The sequence below is a fragment of the Herbidospora daliensis genome, from assembly GCF_001570585.1.
In the GTDB taxonomy this organism is placed as follows: domain Bacteria; phylum Actinomycetota; class Actinomycetes; order Streptosporangiales; family Streptosporangiaceae; genus Herbidospora; species Herbidospora daliensis.
Genome location: NZ_BBXF01000002.1, coordinates 618,887 through 638,391, shown reverse-complemented (window position 1 = coordinate 638,391; position 19,505 = coordinate 618,887). Strand labels below are relative to the sequence as shown.

The window sequence follows — 19,505 nt, the reverse complement described above, 5'->3', positions numbered from 1 at the left end:
GCTCACCCTACGGTCACCTCGTCAAGGGCGACACGCGGCTCCAGCCAGGGGAACACGCCGTACCAGAGGGCGAGCCCGGCCAGCACGAGCAGCAGGAGCGTGCCGGCCAGCTTGGCGGCGAGGTTGCCGGGCAGGTGGCGCCAGATGAAGGCATACACGAGCTCTCCTGATGTCTGGGCGGCTTTCCGGGCGCGAGCCACGGCCGACCGCGACCGCTATATGACGTCGCGTTCCTCGGTCTTGCTCAGGGTGCCGAAGACGATGAGGCGCTGGCGGGCCGAGTATTCGGGGTGGCAGGTCGAGAGGGTGATCACGGCCTTCTCGGCCTTCCTGCCGGGGTGGCCGGGGACGGGCTCGATCACGTCGACCTCGGTGGGTTCGACGATCTTCGTGCCGGTGACCTGGTAGGTGTACCGGGCCTCGCGGGCGTCGACCACGATGGGGTCGCCCTTCTTGAGTTCGTCGATGCGGTTGAACGGGGCGGCGTAGGTGGTGCGGTGGCCCGAGACGACGAAGTTGCCGACCTCGCCCGGCTGGGCCGAGCCGGGATAATGGCCGGGGCCCTGGCGGAGGTGTTCGTCCTCGACGCCCTCGACGATGGCGTACTTGTAACTTGCACCGAGGCGGGGGATCCGGATGAGGGCCACGGCGCCGCCGAGTTCGACCTTTCCGAGGGGCTTGGCGGCCTGCTCGGCCTCGAGTTGCCGCTGAAGGATGCGCTGGTGGCGTTCGGTGTAGGCGCTGGTGCCCCACAGCAGGTAGGCGCAGAAGAGCAGCAACACGACACCCAGGGTGATGCTGAGCTCACCGATGGTCCGCAGGATCGCCCTCACCGGGCCACCGTAGAAGCGGGGGTGCCCGAGATCCCCGGTGTTGACCTATTGTTTGCGGACGCCCGATGGAAAGGGGAATCGCCCTTCGGGGACGTCGGCGTCTATTCTTAGCGACTACGCTTACTGCCAGACCCGCATCGAGCGCGGGTGACCATCAGGAGACTCCCGTGCCCAACTCGAAGGTTCGCAAGAAGGCCGTCTACACCCCGCCGCAGAAGACGACGACGGTCAAGGTGAGCCCCCGCTGGCTCGCGCCGGTGATGGTGGCGTCCTGGATTCTCGGCATCGGCTGGATCGCGGCCTACTACATCGTCGGTCGCACGGGCCCGGTGTTCGAGCCCCTCGGCAACTGGAACCTGGCGATCGGGTTCGCCCTGATCATCTTCGGTGTGGTTCTCTCCACCAAGTGGCGCTAGCCGGGTTCACGACGACGGGCTGACACTTTCCACAGGTTTTTCCACAGCCTGGGGAAGCATCAGCCCGTTATTCGTTCACTGGGGGCCGAACCGTCGCTCCAGCTCGGCGATGAGCGCGTAAGGGTCGGCCAGGAAGACCGTCAGCACCAGCACGAGCAGCACCGCCGCCACGCCTGCCCACTGGATGACCGACCGGTTGCGTTCGGGCGCGTAGGCGAAGATGACCGCCACCAGCGCGCCCACGACCAGGCCGCCCAGGTGGCCCTGCCAGCTGATGCCGGGGATCACGAAGGTCACGAAGACGTTGATCCCGATCAGCCAGAGCACTCCGCGGGCGTCGTAGCCGAGGCGGCGGGCCATGACGAACATCGCGCCGAACAGGCCGTAGATGGCGCCCGAGGCGCCGACCGCCGAGAAGGCGCTGAACAGGTAGACGGCGACCGAGCCGCCCAGCGCGGCGGTCAGGTAGAGCGCGGCGAACCGCGCGTGGCCCAGGCGGCGTTCGAGTTCCGGGCCGATGGCCCACAACGCCCACATGTTGAACAGGATGTGGGTGATCGCGAAGGCCGACGTGGGCCGGGAGTGCAGGAAGGCGCCGGTGATCAGCCGCCAGTATTCGCCGTTGAAGATGTGGAACGGCGAGGTGGCGTACTGATCGACGAACTCGTTGCCGAGCACCAGTTCGGCCAGGTAGGCCACCACGTTGAGGCCCAGCAGCGCCCAGGTGACCCGGGGCACGGTGACGTGGCCGCCGCCGAACTGGGCCTTGGCCTGCCGGACGCCCTTGTTGCCCTCGCGGACGCACTCGACGCACTGGAAGCCGACCGCCGCGTCTTGCATGCAGTCGGGGCAGATGGGCTTGTCGCACCGCTGGCAGCGGACGTAGGTCTCGCGCTCGGGGTGCCGGTAGCAGGTGGGCACCGCCGCCGAGCCCGGTTCCATCGAGGGAGGCTGGGTGGTCAATGGGGTCCTTCCGGAGGGGCCTCACCCCAGCCTGCCACAAGGAAACGGCGAAGGCGCCCACCGTGGGGCGCCTTCGCCGCGGGCGATCAGACCCGGTCGATGACGACCGACTCCAGCACGACTTCCTTGATCGGCCGGTCGCGGCCGTCGGTGTCGGTGACGGCGATCGCGTCGACCACCTCGGTGCCCTCGATGACCTCGCCGAAGATCGTGTGCCCCTGGTTGAGGTGGGGGGTCTTGGCGACGGTGATGAAGAACTGGGAACCGTTGGTGCCCTTGCCGAACCGCTTGCCCGCGTTGGCCATGGCCAGCAGGTAGGGGCGGTCGAACTGGTTCTCGGTGTGGATCTCGTCGTCGAAGTCGTAGCCGGGGCCGCCGATGCCCTGGCCCAGCGGGTCGCCGCCCTGGAGCATGAACCCGGCGATCACGCGGTGGAAGACGGTGCCGTCGTAGAGCTTGGCGTTGGTCTTCTGGCCGGTCTCGGGGTGGGTCCACTCCCGGGTGCCCTCGGCGAGCTCGACGAAGTTGCGGACGGTCTTCGGCGCCTGGTTCGGCCAAAGCTTGATTTTGATCGTGCCCCGGTTGGTGTTCAGGGTCGCGATGAGGTTCTCAGCCATGCGAGGCCGCCCCCTTTGTGTCACAGACTCGATGTTTTCCAAGGGCAAGGGTAGCGATCGTCCGGAGCGCCCCTGGTGATGATTGAGGGGCATTCCGCCGGGAAGGTGACGCTTCGGGGCCCCAATTCGACAGGGGAGGTTGTCGTGTCCCGGACAATGAAGAAGAAGGCGCGCGCCGCGCTCGACTATCCAGAAACGTGGGCTAGCCGGGCGAAACACTCGGCGTACCGCACGGCCAACAGGGTCGGCCCGATGGCCGGCATGGCCCGTGACAGCGCGATCGGCATGGCCGGCAACGCGCGTGACTACGCGGGCAGCGCCCGTGACGTCGCGTCGAGCCGGTTCGAGGACGCCCGTTACTGGGCCGCCCCGCGGCTTGACCACGCGGCGGTGTCGTTCGAGGAGCACATCGCGCCGAGGGTGGCCGCGATGATGGCCGAGATGGCGCGGCGGATCGACCCGGCGCCGCCGATGCGCCGGCGCAGCCGGATGCCGATGATGGTGCTGATGGGCGGTTTGGCCATGGGCGCGATCGGTTTCGCGCTCTACAAGCGGAACGCCCGGCAGTGGGCGGACACCATGTCCGACACCAAGGAGGCGGTCCGCGGCAAGGTCGAGCACGTGCGGCACCGCGCCCAGCAGGCGGGCGAGACGATGGAGCAGAAGGCCGACGAGATGCAGAACCGCATGTCCTGAGGCCCAGGTCGGAGGAGCCGGTGCCCATGATCGGGCGCCGGCTTCTTTGTGTATGAGGGCACGTTTGGGGCAGTCTTGGCTCTCGTGACGGACAAATCCGTTTCCTCCGGGCCCTCGCCCGTCGAGACGCCCATCGCACACGCTCCCATCGGCGCCGTAGCCGAACCGGCGCCCCCGCCTCCGCCGCGGACCGAGTCGACCGGCGAGCACAAGCTGCCGTTCGGCCGCCCCGGCAAGCCCATGGGCAACAACCCGTTCATGTTCGGCCTGGTGGCCGCGCTGGGCGTGCTGACGGCCTGGTGGCTGGTGCAGATGATGGCCGCCGCCGGGTCGGTCCTGGTCCTGATCGTGGTCTCGCTGTTCCTGGCGATCGGGCTCAACCCGGCCGTCGAGTGGCTGCACGGCCGGGGCATGGCCCGCATCTGGGCGATCACCATCGTGTTCGTCGGGGTGATCGCGTTCTTCGCGATCTTCGCGGTGTCGATCGTGCCCGCCCTCACCGAGCAGACGACCGGGTTCATCCAGGACGTGCCGACGCTCGTCCAGCAGCTCCAGAACCATCCCCTGATCCGGTCGCTCGACCAGGAGTATCAGGTCCTCGACAAGCTGACGCAGTACGTCACCAGCGGCGACCTGGCCACCCAGCTCTTCGGCGGGCTCCTCGGCGTGGCCGGGGTGGTGATCAGCGCGGTGTTCAGCTTCCTGACCGTGCTGGTCCTGACGCTCTACTTCCTCGGGTCGCTGAACACGATCAAGGAGTCGGGCTACCGCCTGGTGCCGCGCTCGCGGCGCGAGCGGGTGACCAAGCTCGTGGACGAGGTGATCAGGCAGATCGGCGGCTACGTCGGCGGCAACCTGATCATCTCGCTGATCGCCGGCATCGTGACGTTCATCTTCCTGAGCATCGCCGGGGTGCCCTACGCCCTGGCGCTGGCCATCTTCGTGGCGATCACCGACCTGATCCCCATGGTCGGCGCGGTCATCGGGGCCGCCGTGGCCTCCCTGGTCGGCCTGCTGACCTCGTTGCCCGTCGGCATCGCCTGTGTGGTCTTCTTCGTGATCTACCAGCAGATCGAGAACTACATCATCTCGCCGAGGGTCTTCAAGTCGTCGGTCGACGTGCCGCCGATCGCGACGATCATCGGGGCGCTGCTCGGCGGCGCGCTGCTCGGCGTGGTGGGCGCCCTGCTGGGCATCCCGCTGGCCGCCGCCCTGCTGCTGATCCTGCGGGAGGTGGTCCTGCCCCGGCAGGAAAAGCTCTAGAGCCGTGCAACCTTTCCGCGGGTTCGGGCCATCAGAGATGTGACGGCATCCCCGGGAGGGCACCTGATGGCGGCGGACGCCGAGTTCATCGAGTACGCCACGGCGAAGTCGCCCTGGTTACGCAGGGTGGCCTATTTGTTGTGCGGCGACTGGCACCAGGCCGACGACCTGGTCCAGGCGGCGATCACGAAGTTGTTCGTGCACTGGAAGCGGGCGAGACAGGCCGGCAACCTCGACGGCTACGCGCGGGCGGTGCTCGTGAACGAGTTCCTGGCCGAGCGTCGGAGGTTCTGGGCGCGGTGGGTGGTGCCGTGGACGGGGACGGACGAGGCGGTAGCCGTACAGGACCTGGAGACCGCTCTCGACCTGCAGACCGCCCTCGACGCGCTGCCGCCGCGGCAGCGGGCGGCGGTGGTGCTGCGGTACTACTGCGACCTGTCGATCGAGGAGGCGGCGCGGACGATGAACTGTTCGCCCGGGAACGTCAAGAGCCAGGCCTCGCGGGGGCTGGCGACGCTGCGCAGGAACCTGGAGAGGGTCTGACGTGTCCGACGGGCTGACCGCGCAACTTCATGATCTGGTACGAGACCCGCCCCCGCACACCACCATCGACGTCGGCGCGGCCGTGCGCGGCGGGCGGAGACGGCGGCGGGCGCGGCGGGCCGGCGGCCTGGCGGGGGCACTGGCGCTCGCGGGGGCGCTGGCGGTGTTCATCAACCCGGCCGACCGGGAAGCGGACACCGTCGCCGGTCCTTCGATCACCCGCGGCGTGGTCCTCGACCGCTATCCCGTCTTCGGCTGGTTGCCCGAGTCGGTCAGGCGCGGAGGCGGCAGCCTGTCGATCTACGACGTCGACGACGAGCGCGCGGCGATCTACGAGTCGGGAGACCAGCCCAAGTCGGCGATCCTGCTCGACCTGCTGGTGCCTCCGGGGAGCGGTGAGGCGGCGCCGCCGGTGAACGGCAACCCGGCGTTCTGGCAGGACGACTGGCTGCGCTGGCGCATGCCCGACGGCACCTGGGTCCAGGCCGGCGCGAACGAACTCGAGGAGCCGGGCGTGCGCGGCGTGCTGCACCGCGTCGCGTCGGAGCTGACGGTCGTCCAGCGGGCGAGGTCGTACGCGGCGGACACGCTGCTGCCCGAAGGGTGGCGGCTCGACCGGATCGAGGTGGTCAGGCTCGGCGCCGAGACCGCGCCCAGGTCCTGGGAGCAGCGGGTGCACTACACGTTCCACGGCCGGCCCGTGACGGTGCGGATCGGGTCGGGCGTCTCCCGCGCCGGAGCCTGCCTGGACGCCGTGAGCCGCCAGTCGGAACGGGTGACGTTGTGCGCCGACGACGCCGCGACGCTGCGGCTCTTCGACCTGTACGCCGTCGGCGAGGGCCTGCACCTGTCGGTGCTCTAGAAGAGGGTCAGCGGCTCGGTCTCGGGAGGCTCGGGCAGCGGCTCCAGTTCGGGCAGGCGGGCCCTGACCGCCTCGTGGAAACGCCGGTTGAGGGTGAGCGCGTCGACGTTGTCGGGGGTGTGCACGAACATCGTCGGCGAGCGGCCCTCCTTCAGCCACTCGACGGTCTTCTCCACCCAGAAGGCCCAGCCCTCGACGGTCCGGTCGGGGTCGTCGCGGCCGATGTAGCGGATCAGCGGGTGGGCGGTCAGCGCGCGGTCCCTCCTGGGCATGCGCGGCTTGCGCGTCCACGCCTCGCGTTCGGTGTCGGAGGTCGGCGGGCGCTCGAACAGGACCGTGGTGTCGAAGGGCACCCATTCGGCGTCGCGGGCGGCCAGTACCTTCTCCAGGGCCGAGGCGGCCCGCTCGTCGTCGAAGAAGGCCCGGTGGCGCACCTCGACGGCGTAGCGGTGGCCCGTGGGCAGCCCGCGCAGGAAGGCCGCCAGGACGCCGAGGTCGGGCGGGCCGAAGCCGCCGGGCAACTGGATCCACAGGGCGTGGTTGCGGGGGCCGAGGGGCTCCATCGTGTGCAGGAACGCCCGCAGTTCGTCGGCCGCGCCCGTCAGGCGGCGTTCGTGGGTGATGGTCTTGGGGAGCTTGATCAGGAAGCGGAAGTCGGGGCCGGTCTGGCGGGCCCACGACTCGACGGTCTCGCGCGACGGGACGGCGTAGAAGGTCGTGTTGCCCTCGACGGCGGTGCAGTAGGCCGCGTAGTCGGCCAGGCCCTGTGACGGCCACGACTTCTGGTTCCACATCGCACATCCGACGCCAAGACGCATGGAGTCATGCAATCACCTGGCCCGAGGTGACGAAAACCGGAACGGCCAGGAACAGGCGGCCTTCGGCCGCTCTGCGGCGCTGGTCGTCGCGCCAGGCGGCGATCTCCTCGCCCTCCTGGTCCTTGGCCAGGTTCAGCACCACCGGCAGGCCCTCGGGGCCGGTGACCACGGTGCCGAAGACCTCGGTGGCGACGTCGGCGAAACCGGCCTCGCGCAGCAGGTGGTGGGCCCGGCGGGCGGCTCTCGGGTCGGCGATCTGGTCGGCGCGGGCGTGCACGACACGGCGGGTGACCTCGGGCAGGGAGGAGTCGACGGCGAACAGGTCCCAGTCGTGCCCGGCCAGGACCAGCCGGCCGCCCGGGCGCAGCACCCGCCTGGCCTCGGCCAGCGCCCTCGGGGCGTCCAGCACGTGGATCACCCGTTCGGCGCGGTAGCCGTCGAGGCTCGCGTCGGGGAAGGGCAGGGCGTGGGCGTCGGCGACGTGGAAGCGGGACCCGGGGTAGCGGGCGCGGGCGATGGCGACTGTGGCCGGGTCGTGGTCGACGCCGACCGCGCGGGCGCCCAGTTCGTGGACGGCCCGGCCGCCGCCGCAGCCGACGTCGACGATTTCGGCCGCCGCGCCGAGCAGTTCGTAGGTGCGCTCGCGGACGCGGACCGCGTCGGGGTGCTTCTCTATCTCGTCCAGCAGGGCGATGACCTCGGTGTTCGACATGCCGAACATCGTGCGACTTAATGTCGACATGAAGTCAAGCGTGGCGATCGGGACGCTGGCCGGGGAGTTCGGCCTGGCCGCCCACGTGCTGCGGCACTGGGAGGCCGAAGGGCTGCTGCGGCCGGCCCGCGACTCCGGCGGGCGGCGGCGGTACGGCGACGACGACCGGTTCCGGGTGGCGGTCATCGTCAAGGCCCGGCAGGCGGGGTTGTCGCTCCCGGACATCCGGGCGCTCTTCGCGGTCCCGTCGGATCGGCGGGCGATCATCAGGCGGCACCAGGACGACCTGAAGCGGCGGATGGCCGAGATCCAGGCCGCGGTCGACTTCCTGGAGGGCGGGCTTCGCTGTACCCACGATGACTTCACCACCTGTCCGGTCTTCCGGAAGAACCTCTTTCCGAATGTTTCATGACCCGTCCCAGGTGGGCGGATCTCCTCCGTGCTGAACGTTGCCTGTTGAAATATTTCGGATCACTCTCCGATATATTTCGAACGTTCGGAGGAGAGCATGAAACGACTCCTGGTCGCGCTCCTGATCCTCGCGGCGGGGTTGATACCCGTGCGGTCGGCTCAGGCGGCCTCGCTCGTCGAGGTGACGGGTTTCGGCACCAACCCCACCAACCTGCGCATGCACCTGTACGTCCCCGACAACGTCGCCCAGCGCCCGGCGATCCTGGTGGCCGTGCACTACTGCACCGGGACCGGCCCCGCGTTCTACTCGGGCACGGAGTTCGCCTCGCTGGCCGACCGCCACGGCTTCATCGTGATCTACCCGTCGGCGACCCGCAGCGGCCAGTGTTTCGACGTCTACTCCTCCGGCGCGCTCACCCACAACGGCAACAGCGACCCGGTGGGCATCGTCTCGATGGTCAACTACGTGAAGTCGCGCTACAACGCCGACCCCAACCGGGTCTTCGCGACCGGGGCCTCCTCGGGCGGCATGATGACCAACGTGCTGCTCGGCGACTACCCCGACGTGTTCAAGGCCGGGGCGGCGTTCATGGGCGTGCCGTTCGCCTGCTTCGCCACCACGGGCGGGTCGACGTGGAACAGCCAGTGCGCCAACGGGCAGCTGATCAGGAGTGCGCAGCAGTGGGGTGACCTGGTGCGCGGCGCCTACTCCGGCTACGGCGGGCCGTGGCCGAGGATGCAGATCTGGCACGGCACCGAGGACGCCACGCTGCGCTACCCGAACTTCGGGGAGCAGATCAAGCAGTGGACCAACGTCCACGGCCTGTCGCAGACGCCGACCTCCACCGACACCCCGCGCTCCGGCTGGACGCGGACCCGCTACGGCACCCAGGTCGAGGCGATCAGCCTCCAGGGGGTGGGCCACAACCTGCCGCTGTCGGGCCAGGCCGCGATGGCGATCAGCTTCTTCGGCCTCGACGGCACCCAGCCGTCGCCCTCACCCTCGCCTTCTCCGTCGCCCTCGCCTTCTCCGTCACCCTCTCCGTCGCCCACTCCCAGCCCGACGCCCACGCCGACGCCCACCCCCGGCAACGGGCCCTGCCGGGTGGCCTACACGGTCAACCCGTGGAACACCGGGCTGACGGCCGGCGTGACCATCACCAACACCGGGACCAGCCCGATCAGCTCGTGGAACCTGGCCTTCACGCTGCCCTCCGGGCAGACGGTGACCTCGGCGTGGAACGCCACCGTCTCGCCGGCCAGCGGGAACGTCACGGCCACCAACATGTCGTACAACGCGACGATCCCCGTGAACGGGAGCCAGTCGTTCGGGTTCAACGCCAACCACACCGGCAACAGCGCGCGGCCGGGCGCGTTCACGCTGAACGGGAGCGCCTGCACCGTCGCCTGACCGGAAACGGCCCGGTTCCGGCCGGGCCGTTTTACGGGACGTTACGGTGTCACCATGAGTGAACCCCCGCGTACCCACTGGCTCCGGCGCTGGCCGGGGCTGGTGCTCGCGCTGCTCGCCGTGCTGGCGACGGCGATCGACAACCGGGTGATCGCACAGAACGCGCGGCCGGGGCTCGCGGAGTTCCAGCGTCCCCCCTTCGAGCTGCCCATCTGGCTGCACGGGCCGATGTTCGCCTTCCTCTCACTCACCATCGCCCTGATCGCCGGTCTGCTCTGGTACGAGGAGGCCCGGCCGCTCGCCCTGTGGTGGTGGGTGGCCCTGCTGATCGCCTACGGGCTGTGGGCGCCCCTCTCGCTCGGGCTGCGCCTCCACTACGTGGCCGCGGTCGAGGCGTCGATCTTCCTGCTGCTCCAGCTCGCCGGCTTCTTCGTCTTCTGGCGCGACAGCAAGATGGCGGCCCTGCTGCTACTTCCGTTCATGGCGTGGACGACCTATCTCATCGCGCTGAGCTACGAGTTCGGCCGCCTCAACTCGTAGGGAGGGCTTAGGTCCCTTCCCCTGGAGACCTCGGGTATCTAGATTCGTCCCATGATTCGTGTCTTCCTGCTCGACGACCACGAGGTCGTGCGGCGTGGTGTGGCGGCGCTGCTGGAGTCGGAGGAGGACATCGAGGTCGTCGGCGAGGCGGGCACCGCCGCCGCGGCGGCCGCGCGCATCCCCGCCCTGCGGCCCGACGTGGCGATCCTCGACGTACGGCTGCCCGACGGCGACGGTGTGCAGGTCTGCCGTGAGGTGCGCAGTCAGGTGCCCGACCTGGCCTGCCTCATGCTCACCTCCTACGCCGACGACGACGCGCTCTTCGAGGCCGTGATGGCCGGGGCGGCGGGCTACGTGCTGAAGCAGATCCACGGCTCCGACCTGGTGGGCGCGGTCCGCACGGTCGCCGCCGGGCAGTCGCTGCTCGACCCGCAGACCACCCGGTCGATGCTCCACCGGCTGCGCGACCAGGCCGCCCGCACCGACCCGCTGGGGACGCTGTCGGAGCAGGAGCGCACGATCCTGGAGCTGATCGGCGAGGGGCTGACGAACCGGCAGATCGGCGAGCGCATGTATCTGGCGGAGAAGACCGTCAAGAACTACGTCTCCAACCTGCTGGCCAAGCTGAACATGCAGCGCCGGACCCAGGCGGCGGCGCTCGCGGCCCGGATGAGGGCAGATCGGCGCGATTGACGGGACTTAAGTCCCTAATCCCCTATATGCCGTTACCGGCAGACTCACGTCATGAGAATCGACTCGGCCGGACTCTCGGTGTTGTCGCGGGAGGAGTGCCTGGGCCTGTTGGCCACCACGCCTATCGGGCGGCTGGTCTTCACCTACCGGGCGCTGCCCGCCGTCCAGCCGGTCAACTACGTCCTCGACGGGGAGACCGTCGTCATCCGGACCGCCATCGGTTCCCGCCTGGCCGCCGCGACCCGGGACGCCGTGGTGGCGTTCGAGATCGACGACGTCGACAAGGACACCGGCTCGGGCTGGTCGGTGACCGTGCTCGGGCACGCCCGCGGGGTGACCGCGCCCGAGGAGATCGCCCGCTTGTCGGCGCTGCCGCTGATGCCCTGGGCGCCGTCGGCGTTCGACCACTTCGTGACGCTCTCGACCGAAGAGGTGTCGGGGCGCCGCCTCACCTGAGCGAGACACGGGCTGCCGAAGGCGGGCGGTGTCTCGCGTTCGGAATCTGCCTCATCGAACGGGCACGCTCCAGCGCAGCCGGGTGTGCCAGCCGTCGGCCGGGCCGATGGCGAAGGAGCCGCCCAGCAGGACCGCCCGCTCCTCCAGGTTGCGCAGGCCGCTGCGGCGGCCCCCGGCGGTGACGCCGACGCCGTCGTCTTGGACGATCAGGGTCAGCACGCCGTCGGTCACCTCGGCCACCACTTCGGCGCGGGTGGCCTTCGCGTGGCGTACCAGATTCGACAGGGCCTCGCGCAGGACGGCGAGGAGCTGTTCGGCGACCGCGTCGCTGACGGCGTTGTCGAGCCAGCCGTCCATCCGCAGGCCCGGCATGAAGCCCAGGTGGCCGCGGGCGCCCTCGACCAGTTCGACGATGTGGGAGCGCAGGCTCTGCTCGCCCATCACGGCCGGCGACTGCAGGGCGAAGATGGTGGAGCGGATCTGCCGGATCGTCTCGTCGAGCTCGTCGATCGTGTGCCTGACCCGGGTCGCCGCCTCGGGGTGGTCGACCAGCCGGACCGTGCTCATCAGCGTCATGGCGGTGGCGAACAGCCGCTGGATGACGACGTCGTGCAGGTCCTTGGCGATGCGGTGGCGGTCTTCGAGCAGGCCCAGGCGCTCGGCGTCCTCGCGGGCCTCGGCCAGTTCCAGCGCGATCGACGCCTGGTCGGCGAAGGCGCTCAGCATGCGCAGCAGCGACGGCGTGAACGGCAACCGGCCCGGACGTTTGCCGAGCAGCAGCACCGCGCGCACCGAACCGACCCGGCCGAGCGGTATCGACGCCTGGTCGACGAGGTCGGCCAGGTCGCCCTCGACGATCTCGGTGCCGTTGCCGAAGCGCAACACCGCGACGTCGGCGTCGGCCATCTCGCGGGCCCGGCCGACCACGTGGGTGAGCACCTCGTGGGGCCCGGCCCCCGACAGCAGGCTCGTGGTCACCTCGGACGACGCCTGTAACCACATCTCGCGGCGGCGGGTCTCCTCGTAGAGGCGGGCGTTCTCGATCGCGACGCCGGCGGCGGTGGCCAGCGCGGTGACGACCGCCTGGTCCTCTTCGTCGAACTCGGCGCCGCCGCGCTTCTCGGTCAGGTAGAGGTTGCCGAAGACCTCGTCGCGCACCCGCAGCGGCACGCCGAGGAAGCTGCCCATCGGCGGGTGGCCGGGCGGGAAGCCGTAGGAGTCGGGGTGGTCGCTGATCCGGGCCAGCCGCAGCGGCTTCGGCTCCTTGATGAGCAGGCCGAGCAGCCCGAGGCCGTGGGGCCAGTGCTCGATGCGGGCGATCTCCTCCTCGCTCAGCCCGACCGGGATGAACTCCAGGAGGGTGGACTCCTCGCCCACCACGCCGAGCGCGCCGTAGGTGGCGTCGACCAGCCGGGCGGCGGTCTCCACGATCCGGCCGAGCACGGTCTCCAGCTGGAGGTCGCTGCCGATGAGCACGACGGCTTCGAGCAGGGAGTGGACGCGGTCGCGGGTGGCCAGCACCGCCTCGAGCCGGGTCTGCAGCTCGGCGAGCAGCTCATCCAGGCGCATGCTGGGCACGAGGGGGTGAGCCATGCCGACATTCTGCTCCTAACCGGCGGGACTTTGGTCCTTTCGGGGCGAGCCGTCCGGCCCTACTCGGGAAATCTTGACGCGGGCAGCCTGGGGGCGTGGTTTCCATTCCTGGTGAGGTGGCCGTGCTGGCACGGTCGGAGGCGGTGCTGGTGGCGCTAGTCGACGTGCTGCCGGTGTGTTCCTACGTGCGGGCCGACGACGCGGAGATGCTCACCCATTGGGGCGACGACCCGCTGACGACCGTCATCGTCGTCGACTCGCTGGGGGATCCCCGGGAGTTCGCGCAGGTCGCGGCGCGGGTCAGCCGCCGTAAGCCGATCGTGGTCCTCGCCCCCGCCGGCGTGACCGAGGGCCTGGCGGCGCTGGCCCGCGCCACCGGGGTGATCCTCGTCGAGGGGCTGCGTGATCTGGTCGACACGGTCCGGCTGCTGGCCTACCAGCCGCTGCCGGCGGGCCGCCGGGTGGCGGTCGGCGGCGACCTGCCGCACACCGTCGCGGCCACGCCGCTGCTGCCGTGCGGGCCCGACGACGACGCCGACGCGTGTCTGGTCGTCGCGCCGTTCGGGTCGGACCTCGGGACGGCGTGGAAGACCGTGCTGGCGGCCGAGCGCGAGGTGACCACGCTGGCATGCGTGCTCGGCCACGACGGGCTGGTCGGCGGCCGGGTGCCGTGTTACGCCTACCCCGAGCAGGCCGTCGGGGCGCTGGCCCGGGTGACGGCGTACGCGGAGTGGCGCGATCGGCGGCACCCGGGTGCCCGCGGCTAGAAGTCGGCGTCGAAGCTGACCGAGCCGGTGACGCCGACCTGGTAGGCCGAGACCTTGCGCTCGAAGAAGTTCGAGAGCTCCTGCACGTCCTGGAGCTCCATGAACGCGAAGGGGTTCTTCGAGCCGTACAGGGGCGCGATGCCGAGCTGGGCCAGCCGCCGGTCGGCGACGTGCTCCAGGTAGAGGCGCATGTCGGCGATCGACATGCCGGGCACGCCCTGGTTCAGCAGGTCCTCGGCGAACTGGGCCTCGCAGTCGACCGCCTCGGCGAGCATGGTCCTGATCTGGGCGACCAGGTCGTCGTCGAACAGGTCGGGCTCCTCGGCGCGGGCCACCTCGACGACGTCGAACGCGAACGCCATGTGCATCGACTCGTCGCGGAACACCCAGTTCGTGCCCGAGGCCAGGCCGTTGAGCAGGCCGCGGGAGCGCAGGAAGTAGACGTACGCGAAGGCGCCGTAGAAGAACAGGCCCTCGATGCACGCGGCGAAGCAGATGAGGTTGAGCACGAAGGCCCGGCGGTCGGCCTTGGTCTCCAGGCTCTTGAGGTCGCCGAGGGAGTCGATCCAGCGGAAGCAGAACTCGGCCTTGCGGCTGATCGACGGGATGTTCTCCACCGCCGCGAACGCCGCGAAGCGCTCCTGCTCGTCGGGCACGTAGGTGTCGAGCAGGTTCAGGTAGAACTGCACGTGCACGGCCTCCTCGAAGAGCTGCCGCGACAGGTAGAGGCGCGCTTCGGGGGCGTTGACGTGCTGGTAGAGGTTGAGCACCAGGTTGTTGGCGACGATCGTGTCACCCGTGGCGAAGAAGGCCACCAGCCGCGACACCAGGTGGCGTTCGGCCGGCGACAACCTGCCCAGGTCGGCGAGGTCGGAGTGCAGGTCGACCTCCTCGACGGTCCAGGTGTTCTTGATGGCGTCGCGGTAGCGCTCGAAGAACGCCGGGTAGCGCATCGGGCGCAGGGTCAGGCTCATGCCGGGGTCGAGCAGCATCACTGGCACGCCTCACAGGACTCGGGGTTCTCCAGGGAGCAGGCGATGGCGGCGTCGACGGCGGCGACGGGCACGGTGGCCTGCTGGATGCGCGTCGCGGGGCGCGAGCGCAGGTAGTAGGTGGTCTTCAGGCCCGACTTCCAGGCGTACAGGTACATCGACGACAACTTGTCGATGGTCGGGCTGGCCATGAACAGGTTGAGCGACTGGCTCTGGTCGATGTACGGCGCCCGCGCCGCCCCCATGTCGATGAGGGCCCGCTGGGGCAGCTCCCAGGCGGTCCGGAACAGGCTCCTGACCTCGCCGGGCAACTCGGCGATGCCCTGGACCGAGCCCTCGGCCTGGCGGATGGCGGTCCGGATCGGCTCGGTCCACAGGCCGCGGGCCTTGAGCTCGGCGACCAGCGCGTTGTTGATCTGGAGGAACTCCCCGCTCAGCGTCTCGCGCTTGAAGAGGTTGGACACCTGCGGCTCGACGCACTCGTAGCAGCCCGCGATCGAGGCGATGGTGGCCGTGGGGGCGATGGCGATCAGCAGGGAGTTGCGCAGCCCGTGCTCGGCGATCTTCGCGCGGAGGGCGGTCCACTCGGGGCTGAGACCGTGCAGGTCGGGCTGGAGCTTGCCGCGGGCCGCCCAGGTCTCGGCGTACGCCGGGTGCGGCCCGTGCTCCGCCGCGAGGTCGGCCGAGGTGTCGAGGGCGGCCAGGTAGATCTCCTCGGAGATCCGGGTGGACAGCTCCTTGGCCTCGGGGGAGTCGAAGGGCAGGCGGAGCGCGAAGAAGACGTCCTGGAGGCCCATCAGGCCCAGGCCGACCGGACGCCAGCGGGGGTTGCTCGCCGCGGCCTGCTCGGTCGGGTAGTAGTTGATGTCGATCACGCGGTCGAGGAAGACGACGGCGGTCTTCACGGTCTTGCGCAGTTTGTCCCAGTCGATTCCGCCCGCTGACAGGTGGGCGGCCAGGTTGATCGAACCCAGGTTGCAGACCGCGGTCTCCGTGTCGTTCGACACCTCGATGATCTCGGTGCACAGGTTCGACAGGTGCACCACGTTGCCCGGCTCGGCGGCCTGGTTGCAGGTGCGGTTGGAGGTGTCCTTGAAGGTCATCCAGCCGTTGCCGGTCTGGGCCAGGGTGCGCATCATCTTGGCGTAGAGGTCGCGGGCGCGGATCTGGCGTACATAACGCTGGTTTTCTTCGGCCTCGCGGTAGACCTCGTCGAAGGCGTCGCCCCACAGGTCGGGCAGCTCGGGCAGCTCGTTCGGGTCGAACAGCGACCACATGCCGTCCGACTCGACACGGCGCATGAACTCGTCCGGGATCCAGTTGGCCAGGTTGAGGTTGTGGGTGCGGCGGGCGTCCTCGCCGGTGTTGTCGCGGAGCTCCAGGAACTCCTCGACGTCGGGGTGCCAGGGCTCCAGGTAGACGCACGCGGCGCCCTTGCGGCGGCCGCCCTGGTTGACGGCGGCCACGGAGGCGTCGAGGGTGCGCAGGAACGGCACGATGCCGTTGGAGTGGCCGTTGGTGCCCTTGATCAGGGCGCCCCGCGAACGCACCCGCGACCACGAGATGCCGATGCCGCCGGCGAACTTCGACAGGTGGGCGACCTGGGCGTACCGCTCGTAGATCGAGCCGAGCTCGTCGCGCGGGGAGTCGACCAGGTAGCACGAGGACATCTGGGTGTGCCCGGTGCCGGAGTTGAACAGGGTCGGCGAGCTGGGCAGGTAGGCCAGCGACGACATCAGCCGGTAGAGCTCGACCGCCTCGCCGGGCGTCCGGGCCAGGCCGCAGGCCACCCGGAGCAGCCAGAACTGCGGGGTCTCCACGGGCAGCCGGGTCTGGGGGTGGCGGAGCAGGTAGCGGTCGTACACGGTGCGCAGGCCGAAGTACTCGAACCGCCGGTCGTTGTCGTGATCGATCGTGGCGTCGAGCAGGTCGGCGTGGTCGGCCACGAAGGCGGCGGTGGCGTCGCCGATCAGGCCGAGGGCGTGGCCCTCCTTGATCGACCGGCTGAACGTGTCGGCGTCCACCTCCTTGCGGATGTAGGCCGCCAGCAGCCGCGCGGCCAGCCGGGAGTACTGCGGCTCCTCGCCGATCATCTCGGCGGCGGTCTGGATCGACAGGCGGTCGAGTTCGGCGGTGGTGGCGCCGTCGTACAGGCCGCTGATCGTCCGGGTGGCGACCCGCAGCGGCTCGACGTCGGCGAGCCCGCCGGAACAGCTCTCCACCGCGGCCACGATCCTGGTCACGTCGACCGGTTCGAGCGAGCCGTCGCGCTTCTTGATGCGCATCCTCGTCCTCTCCTCGCGAACTCACCGAGGCGCGCGGGCACGAAGGCACCGGGCGGGGCCGTCCCACGCGGCCTCGGACCAAAAACGCGATTGGCAGGTCTTCGGACTCGCGGGCGTGCTTCGTTCTCGAAGCGCCTAATGGCCGTCGCTTCCCAGGCTTTTCGAAAAACCCAGTGCTCGATTGACGGCTTTCGTTCCCACTCACCGCTGCGGGGCAGTCCCGGACTCTCACCGGGTTCCCTCTTACGGCGCCCCGCCTGGCGGGCGGGGCGAACCAACGCGGGGGACACCATATATGGGATCGATCTCGGCTGTCACATCAACATGTGGTGTCCGGCACCCCCGGACGAATCCCCACAAGCGGAGTGTGCGCAGGATGGGGTGATGGAGCGGAAAACCTGCACCGTGCGCCTGGTGGGCGGGCCCACCGCGCTGCTGGAGATCGGCGGCCTCCGGCTGCTCACCGATCCGGCCCTGGACGCGCCCGGACCGATCGCCAGCGGCACCCGGACGCTGATCAAGACCACCGGCCCGGCCGTCTCCCGGGAGGAGCTGGGCGACCTGGACATCATCCTGCTCTCCCACGATCAGCACGCCGACAACCTCGACCGCTCGGGCCGGGCCCTGCTCGACGAGGTGCCCGAGGTGCTGACCACCCCGGAGGCGGCCGAACGGCTCGGCGAGGACATCACCGGCCTGCGGCCCTGGGACCACGTGACCTTCGAGCGGCCCGACGGCGGCTCCCTCCGCATCACGTGGGTGCCGGGCAGGCACGGCCCGCCGGGCACGGAAGATCTCACCGGCCCGGTGACGGGCTTCGTGCTGACCGCCTTCGATCTACCGGCGATCTACGTCAGCGGCGACAACGCCTCACTGGAGGCCACCAGGGAGATCACCGAACGGCTCGGCCCGATGGACGCCGGGCTCTTCTTCGCCGGCGCGGCCCGCACCCCGTTGCTCGACGGCTTCCTGACCTTCACGGCCGAGGAGGTGGTGGAGGCGACCCTGATCACCGGCGCCGAGGTGGTCGTGCCCGTCCACATGGAGGGCTGGCAGCACTTCACCGAGGGCCCGGCCGACCTGCTCGACGCGTTCGAGAAGTACGAACTCGCCGACCGGTTGCGCCTCCTGGAGCCGGGCCAGTCGACGTCGTTCTAGCCGCCGGTGACGGGGTTGCGGTCGAGCGCCTCCTCGGTGACCAGGAGGACCAGAGTGCCGGGATCGTCGTGGAACCGGACCGCCCCCCAGACGTGCCAGTCGTGGTCGACCTCTTTCCGGATCGGCCCCGTCCCCCAGCCTCCGGGGTTGCCCGGCGGAATGTCGATGACCATGAACTCGACGGCCTCCTCCGGCAGTCCGGGCAGCGCCTCGCCGACGGTCCGGCCTTCGATGCCGGGCACGTCCGCGAACCGGAACGGCTCCTCGATCGCCTCTCCGCCGAAGGGCGGTCTCGGTACGAGTTCGCACGCCGCCACCGGCCCCCGGTAGACCAGGGTGCTGACGCTCCCGCCCGCGCCGACGGTGAAGACGATCGTCTGGGCGGGCTTGAGCAGCTTGCCGTCGATGCGCATCGTGAAGACCGGGCCGTCCTGGGGGAGCGAGTAGAGGCCCGGCGCGGGGTCGAGCACGGTCTCGCCCCTCGGCTCCCGGCACCAGTGACCGGCCGGCACGCCGTCGACCATGGCCGACACCCCGAGCCCGGCCAGATCGGCCCGCAGGCCGCTGACGTCGCCGAAGTCGTGGATCTTGATCCAGACGACGCCGTCGGCGTCCTTGGTGACGGCGTAGGAGGGCGAGCCGGTCTGGAGGAGCGCGACCCCGGCCACCGCGGTCGCTCCGGCGAGAGCCAGGCCGAGGCGCCTGAGCTTGCCGGCCGGTTTCCGCGCGGTGATCTGGGCCAGCAGCGTCCGCGCCCCCGCGCCGGACGCATCGGCCCCAGGACGGCCGGGTTCGACCCTGGCCAGGGAAACGATGAGGTCGTCGGTGTCGTTCACGGGGACCTTTCCGCCCGGAGGGCTGCCTTGTCGAGGAGGTCGGAGAAGCGTCGCCGGGCCCGGTGGAGACGGATGCGGACCGCGTTGCGGGAGATGCCCAAGACGGCGGCGATCTCCTCGTGGGACAGGCCCTCCCAGGCGATCAGGCCCAGGAGCTCCCGGTCGTCGGCCCTGAGGGTCGCGAAGATCTCGTGGATGGCGGTCAGTTCGACGGGGTCGGCGTAGAGGGCCGCCAGGTCGGCGTCGAGTTCGGCCAGGCGGGACCGCCGCCTCGCCTCGCCCCTGCGATGACCCGCGACGACGCGGCGGGCGATGCCGTACAACCAGAGCAGGGCCTCGTGGCCGGACGGTAATCGGGCGATCTTCCGCCAGGCGATCTCATAGGTCTCGGCGACCACGTCGGCGGCGTCGTGAGGGTCGGCGCAGCGGCGGGCGGCGTACGCGCTGAGGTGGCCGTACGTCTCGTGGTAGACCTGCTCGAACCGGGCCTGGCGTTCATCCACTTGCGTCCTTCGTCGGCGGGGCTGCGTACACCCTCTTCATGCGGGAACCGGCTTCGGCATTTCACTGAAGCTGTGGCCGACCCGTCCACGAGTGCCGTCAGAAAGCCGTTTGCCCACGTCGCGAACTCAGACGTAGT

23 protein-coding genes and 1 riboswitch are annotated in these 19,505 nt (G+C 70.0%); of the genes, 12 read left to right on the top strand and 11 right to left on the bottom strand.

What is annotated here, in order from left to right; genetic code table 11:
- Window positions 1–2: 2 nt before the first annotated feature.
- Together AW274_RS41175 and AW274_RS09315 are read right to left on the bottom strand one after the other, a co-directional pair.
- Window positions 3–158, bottom strand: coding sequence for a hypothetical protein (locus AW274_RS41175; RefSeq protein WP_198169107.1), 156 nt, complete (start codon window positions 156–158; stop codon window positions 3–5).
- 57 nt (window positions 159–215) lie between these two features.
- Window positions 216–833, bottom strand: coding sequence for a class E sortase (locus AW274_RS09315; protein WP_062430650.1), 618 nt, complete (start codon window positions 831–833; stop codon window positions 216–218).
- Between the two features lie 167 nt (window positions 834–1,000).
- On the opposite strand from AW274_RS09315, the gene AW274_RS09310 reads away from it, so the two are divergent.
- Complete coding sequence (locus AW274_RS09310) at window positions 1,001–1,249, top strand: cell division protein CrgA (protein ID WP_030455197.1); 249 nt, start codon at window positions 1,001–1,003, stop codon at window positions 1,247–1,249.
- 75 nt (window positions 1,250–1,324) lie between these two features.
- Here the strand turns inward: AW274_RS09310 and AW274_RS09305 are convergent, their stop codons facing one another.
- Together AW274_RS09305 and AW274_RS09300 are read right to left on the bottom strand one after the other, a co-directional pair.
- Window positions 1,325–2,191, bottom strand: a complete 867-nt coding sequence (locus tag AW274_RS09305; protein ID WP_062430649.1) for a rhomboid family intramembrane serine protease — start codon at window positions 2,189–2,191, stop codon at window positions 1,325–1,327.
- Window positions 2,192–2,298: 107 nt separating this feature from the next.
- Entirely contained in the window at window positions 2,299–2,829 is a 531-nt protein-coding gene (locus AW274_RS09300) for a peptidylprolyl isomerase (RefSeq protein ID WP_062430648.1), read from the bottom strand.
- Between the two features lie 144 nt (window positions 2,830–2,973).
- On the opposite strand from AW274_RS09300, the gene AW274_RS09295 reads away from it, so the two are divergent.
- The 4 genes from AW274_RS09295 to AW274_RS09280 all read left to right on the top strand — a co-directional run bounded on the left by AW274_RS09295 (window position 2,974) and on the right by AW274_RS09280 (window position 6,193).
- Window positions 2,974–3,525 (top strand): hypothetical protein, encoded by a 552-nt coding sequence (locus tag AW274_RS09295; protein WP_157519942.1) that lies wholly within the window; start codon window positions 2,974–2,976, stop codon window positions 3,523–3,525.
- 84 nt (window positions 3,526–3,609) lie between these two features.
- The gene (locus AW274_RS09290) at window positions 3,610–4,788 is read left to right on the top strand and encodes an AI-2E family transporter (protein WP_062430646.1); all 1,179 of its coding nucleotides are present in this window, start codon (window positions 3,610–3,612) and stop codon (window positions 4,786–4,788) included.
- Between the two features lie 66 nt (window positions 4,789–4,854).
- On the top strand, window positions 4,855–5,331 hold the full coding sequence (locus tag AW274_RS09285) for a SigE family RNA polymerase sigma factor (RefSeq protein ID WP_062430645.1): 477 nt from the start codon (window positions 4,855–4,857) through the stop codon (window positions 5,329–5,331).
- A gap of 1 nt (window position 5,332) precedes the next feature.
- Window positions 5,333–6,193 carry a hypothetical protein gene (locus tag AW274_RS09280; protein WP_062430644.1) on the top strand — a complete coding sequence of 287 codons (861 nt, stop codon included), beginning with the start codon at window positions 5,333–5,335 and terminating at the stop codon, window positions 6,191–6,193.
- Here the strand turns inward: AW274_RS09280 and AW274_RS09275 are convergent.
- Window positions 6,190–7,011, bottom strand: coding sequence for a DUF72 domain-containing protein (locus tag AW274_RS09275; RefSeq protein ID WP_062430643.1), 822 nt, complete (start codon window positions 7,009–7,011; stop codon window positions 6,190–6,192). The two genes, AW274_RS09280 and AW274_RS09275, sit on opposite strands and share 4 nt — an antisense overlap.
- Before the next feature lie 4 nt (window positions 7,012–7,015).
- Window positions 7,016–7,753 carry a methyltransferase domain-containing protein gene (locus AW274_RS09270; RefSeq protein ID WP_198169106.1) on the bottom strand — a complete coding sequence of 246 codons (738 nt, stop codon included), beginning with the start codon at window positions 7,751–7,753 and terminating at the stop codon, window positions 7,016–7,018.
- Between AW274_RS09270 and AW274_RS09265 the strand changes: the two genes are divergently transcribed.
- From AW274_RS09265 to AW274_RS09245, 5 genes are all read left to right on the top strand, one after another.
- On the top strand, window positions 7,752–8,135 hold the full coding sequence (locus AW274_RS09265; RefSeq protein WP_062430642.1) for a helix-turn-helix domain-containing protein: 384 nt from the start codon (window positions 7,752–7,754) through the stop codon (window positions 8,133–8,135). The two genes, AW274_RS09270 and AW274_RS09265, sit on opposite strands and share 2 nt — an antisense overlap.
- Window positions 8,136–8,231: 96 nt before the next feature.
- Window positions 8,232–9,545: an extracellular catalytic domain type 1 short-chain-length polyhydroxyalkanoate depolymerase gene (locus tag AW274_RS09260; RefSeq protein WP_062430641.1), complete on the top strand. Its 1,314-nt coding sequence runs from the start codon at window positions 8,232–8,234 to the stop codon at window positions 9,543–9,545.
- A 54-nt stretch (window positions 9,546–9,599) separates the two neighbouring features.
- On the top strand, window positions 9,600–10,085 hold the full coding sequence (locus AW274_RS09255) for a tryptophan-rich sensory protein (RefSeq protein ID WP_062430640.1): 486 nt from the start codon (window positions 9,600–9,602) through the stop codon (window positions 10,083–10,085).
- Between the two features lie 51 nt (window positions 10,086–10,136).
- Window positions 10,137–10,778 carry a response regulator transcription factor gene (locus AW274_RS09250; RefSeq protein ID WP_062430639.1) on the top strand — a complete coding sequence of 214 codons (642 nt, stop codon included), beginning with the start codon at window positions 10,137–10,139 and terminating at the stop codon, window positions 10,776–10,778.
- 51 nt (window positions 10,779–10,829) lie between these two features.
- On the top strand, window positions 10,830–11,234 hold the full coding sequence (locus AW274_RS09245; protein ID WP_062430638.1) for a pyridoxamine 5'-phosphate oxidase family protein: 405 nt from the start codon (window positions 10,830–10,832) through the stop codon (window positions 11,232–11,234).
- Between the two features lie 51 nt (window positions 11,235–11,285).
- On the opposite strand, the gene AW274_RS09240 is transcribed toward AW274_RS09245, so the two are convergent.
- Entirely contained in the window at window positions 11,286–12,827 is a 1,542-nt protein-coding gene (locus tag AW274_RS09240) for a sensor histidine kinase (protein ID WP_062430637.1), read from the bottom strand.
- 95 nt (window positions 12,828–12,922) lie between these two features.
- On the opposite strand from AW274_RS09240, the gene AW274_RS09235 reads away from it, so the two are divergent.
- On the top strand, window positions 12,923–13,594 hold the full coding sequence (locus AW274_RS09235) for a hypothetical protein (RefSeq protein WP_157519940.1): 672 nt from the start codon (window positions 12,923–12,925) through the stop codon (window positions 13,592–13,594).
- Here AW274_RS09235 and AW274_RS09230 read toward each other — a convergent pair.
- Both AW274_RS09230 and AW274_RS09225 read right to left on the bottom strand, forming a co-directional pair.
- Entirely contained in the window at window positions 13,591–14,586 is a 996-nt protein-coding gene (locus tag AW274_RS09230; RefSeq protein ID WP_062430635.1) for a ribonucleotide-diphosphate reductase subunit beta, read from the bottom strand. The two genes, AW274_RS09235 and AW274_RS09230, sit on opposite strands and share 4 nt — an antisense overlap.
- Window positions 14,586–16,871, bottom strand: a complete 2,286-nt coding sequence (locus tag AW274_RS09225) for a ribonucleoside-diphosphate reductase subunit alpha (protein WP_062430634.1) — start codon at window positions 16,869–16,871, stop codon at window positions 14,586–14,588. Before AW274_RS09225 ends, AW274_RS09230 begins: the two co-directional genes overlap by 1 nt.
- A gap of 75 nt (window positions 16,872–16,946) precedes the next feature.
- A riboswitch (cobalamin riboswitch) is annotated at window positions 16,947–17,165 on the bottom strand.
- A 90-nt stretch (window positions 17,166–17,255) separates the two neighbouring features.
- On the opposite strand from AW274_RS09225, the gene AW274_RS09220 reads away from it, so the two are divergent.
- Window positions 17,256–18,029 carry an MBL fold metallo-hydrolase gene (locus AW274_RS09220; protein ID WP_062430633.1) on the top strand — a complete coding sequence of 258 codons (774 nt, stop codon included), beginning with the start codon at window positions 17,256–17,258 and terminating at the stop codon, window positions 18,027–18,029.
- Here AW274_RS09220 and AW274_RS09215 read toward each other — a convergent pair.
- Together AW274_RS09215 and AW274_RS09210 are read right to left on the bottom strand one after the other, a co-directional pair.
- On the bottom strand, window positions 18,026–18,865 hold the full coding sequence (locus tag AW274_RS09215; protein WP_062430632.1) for a hypothetical protein: 840 nt from the start codon (window positions 18,863–18,865) through the stop codon (window positions 18,026–18,028). The genes AW274_RS09220 and AW274_RS09215 overlap by 4 nt on opposite strands.
- Entirely contained in the window at window positions 18,862–19,368 is a 507-nt protein-coding gene (locus tag AW274_RS09210) for an RNA polymerase sigma factor (RefSeq protein ID WP_062430631.1), read from the bottom strand. The genes AW274_RS09215 and AW274_RS09210 overlap by 4 nt, the downstream gene beginning before the upstream one ends.
- Between the last annotated feature and the right edge of the window lie 137 nt (window positions 19,369–19,505).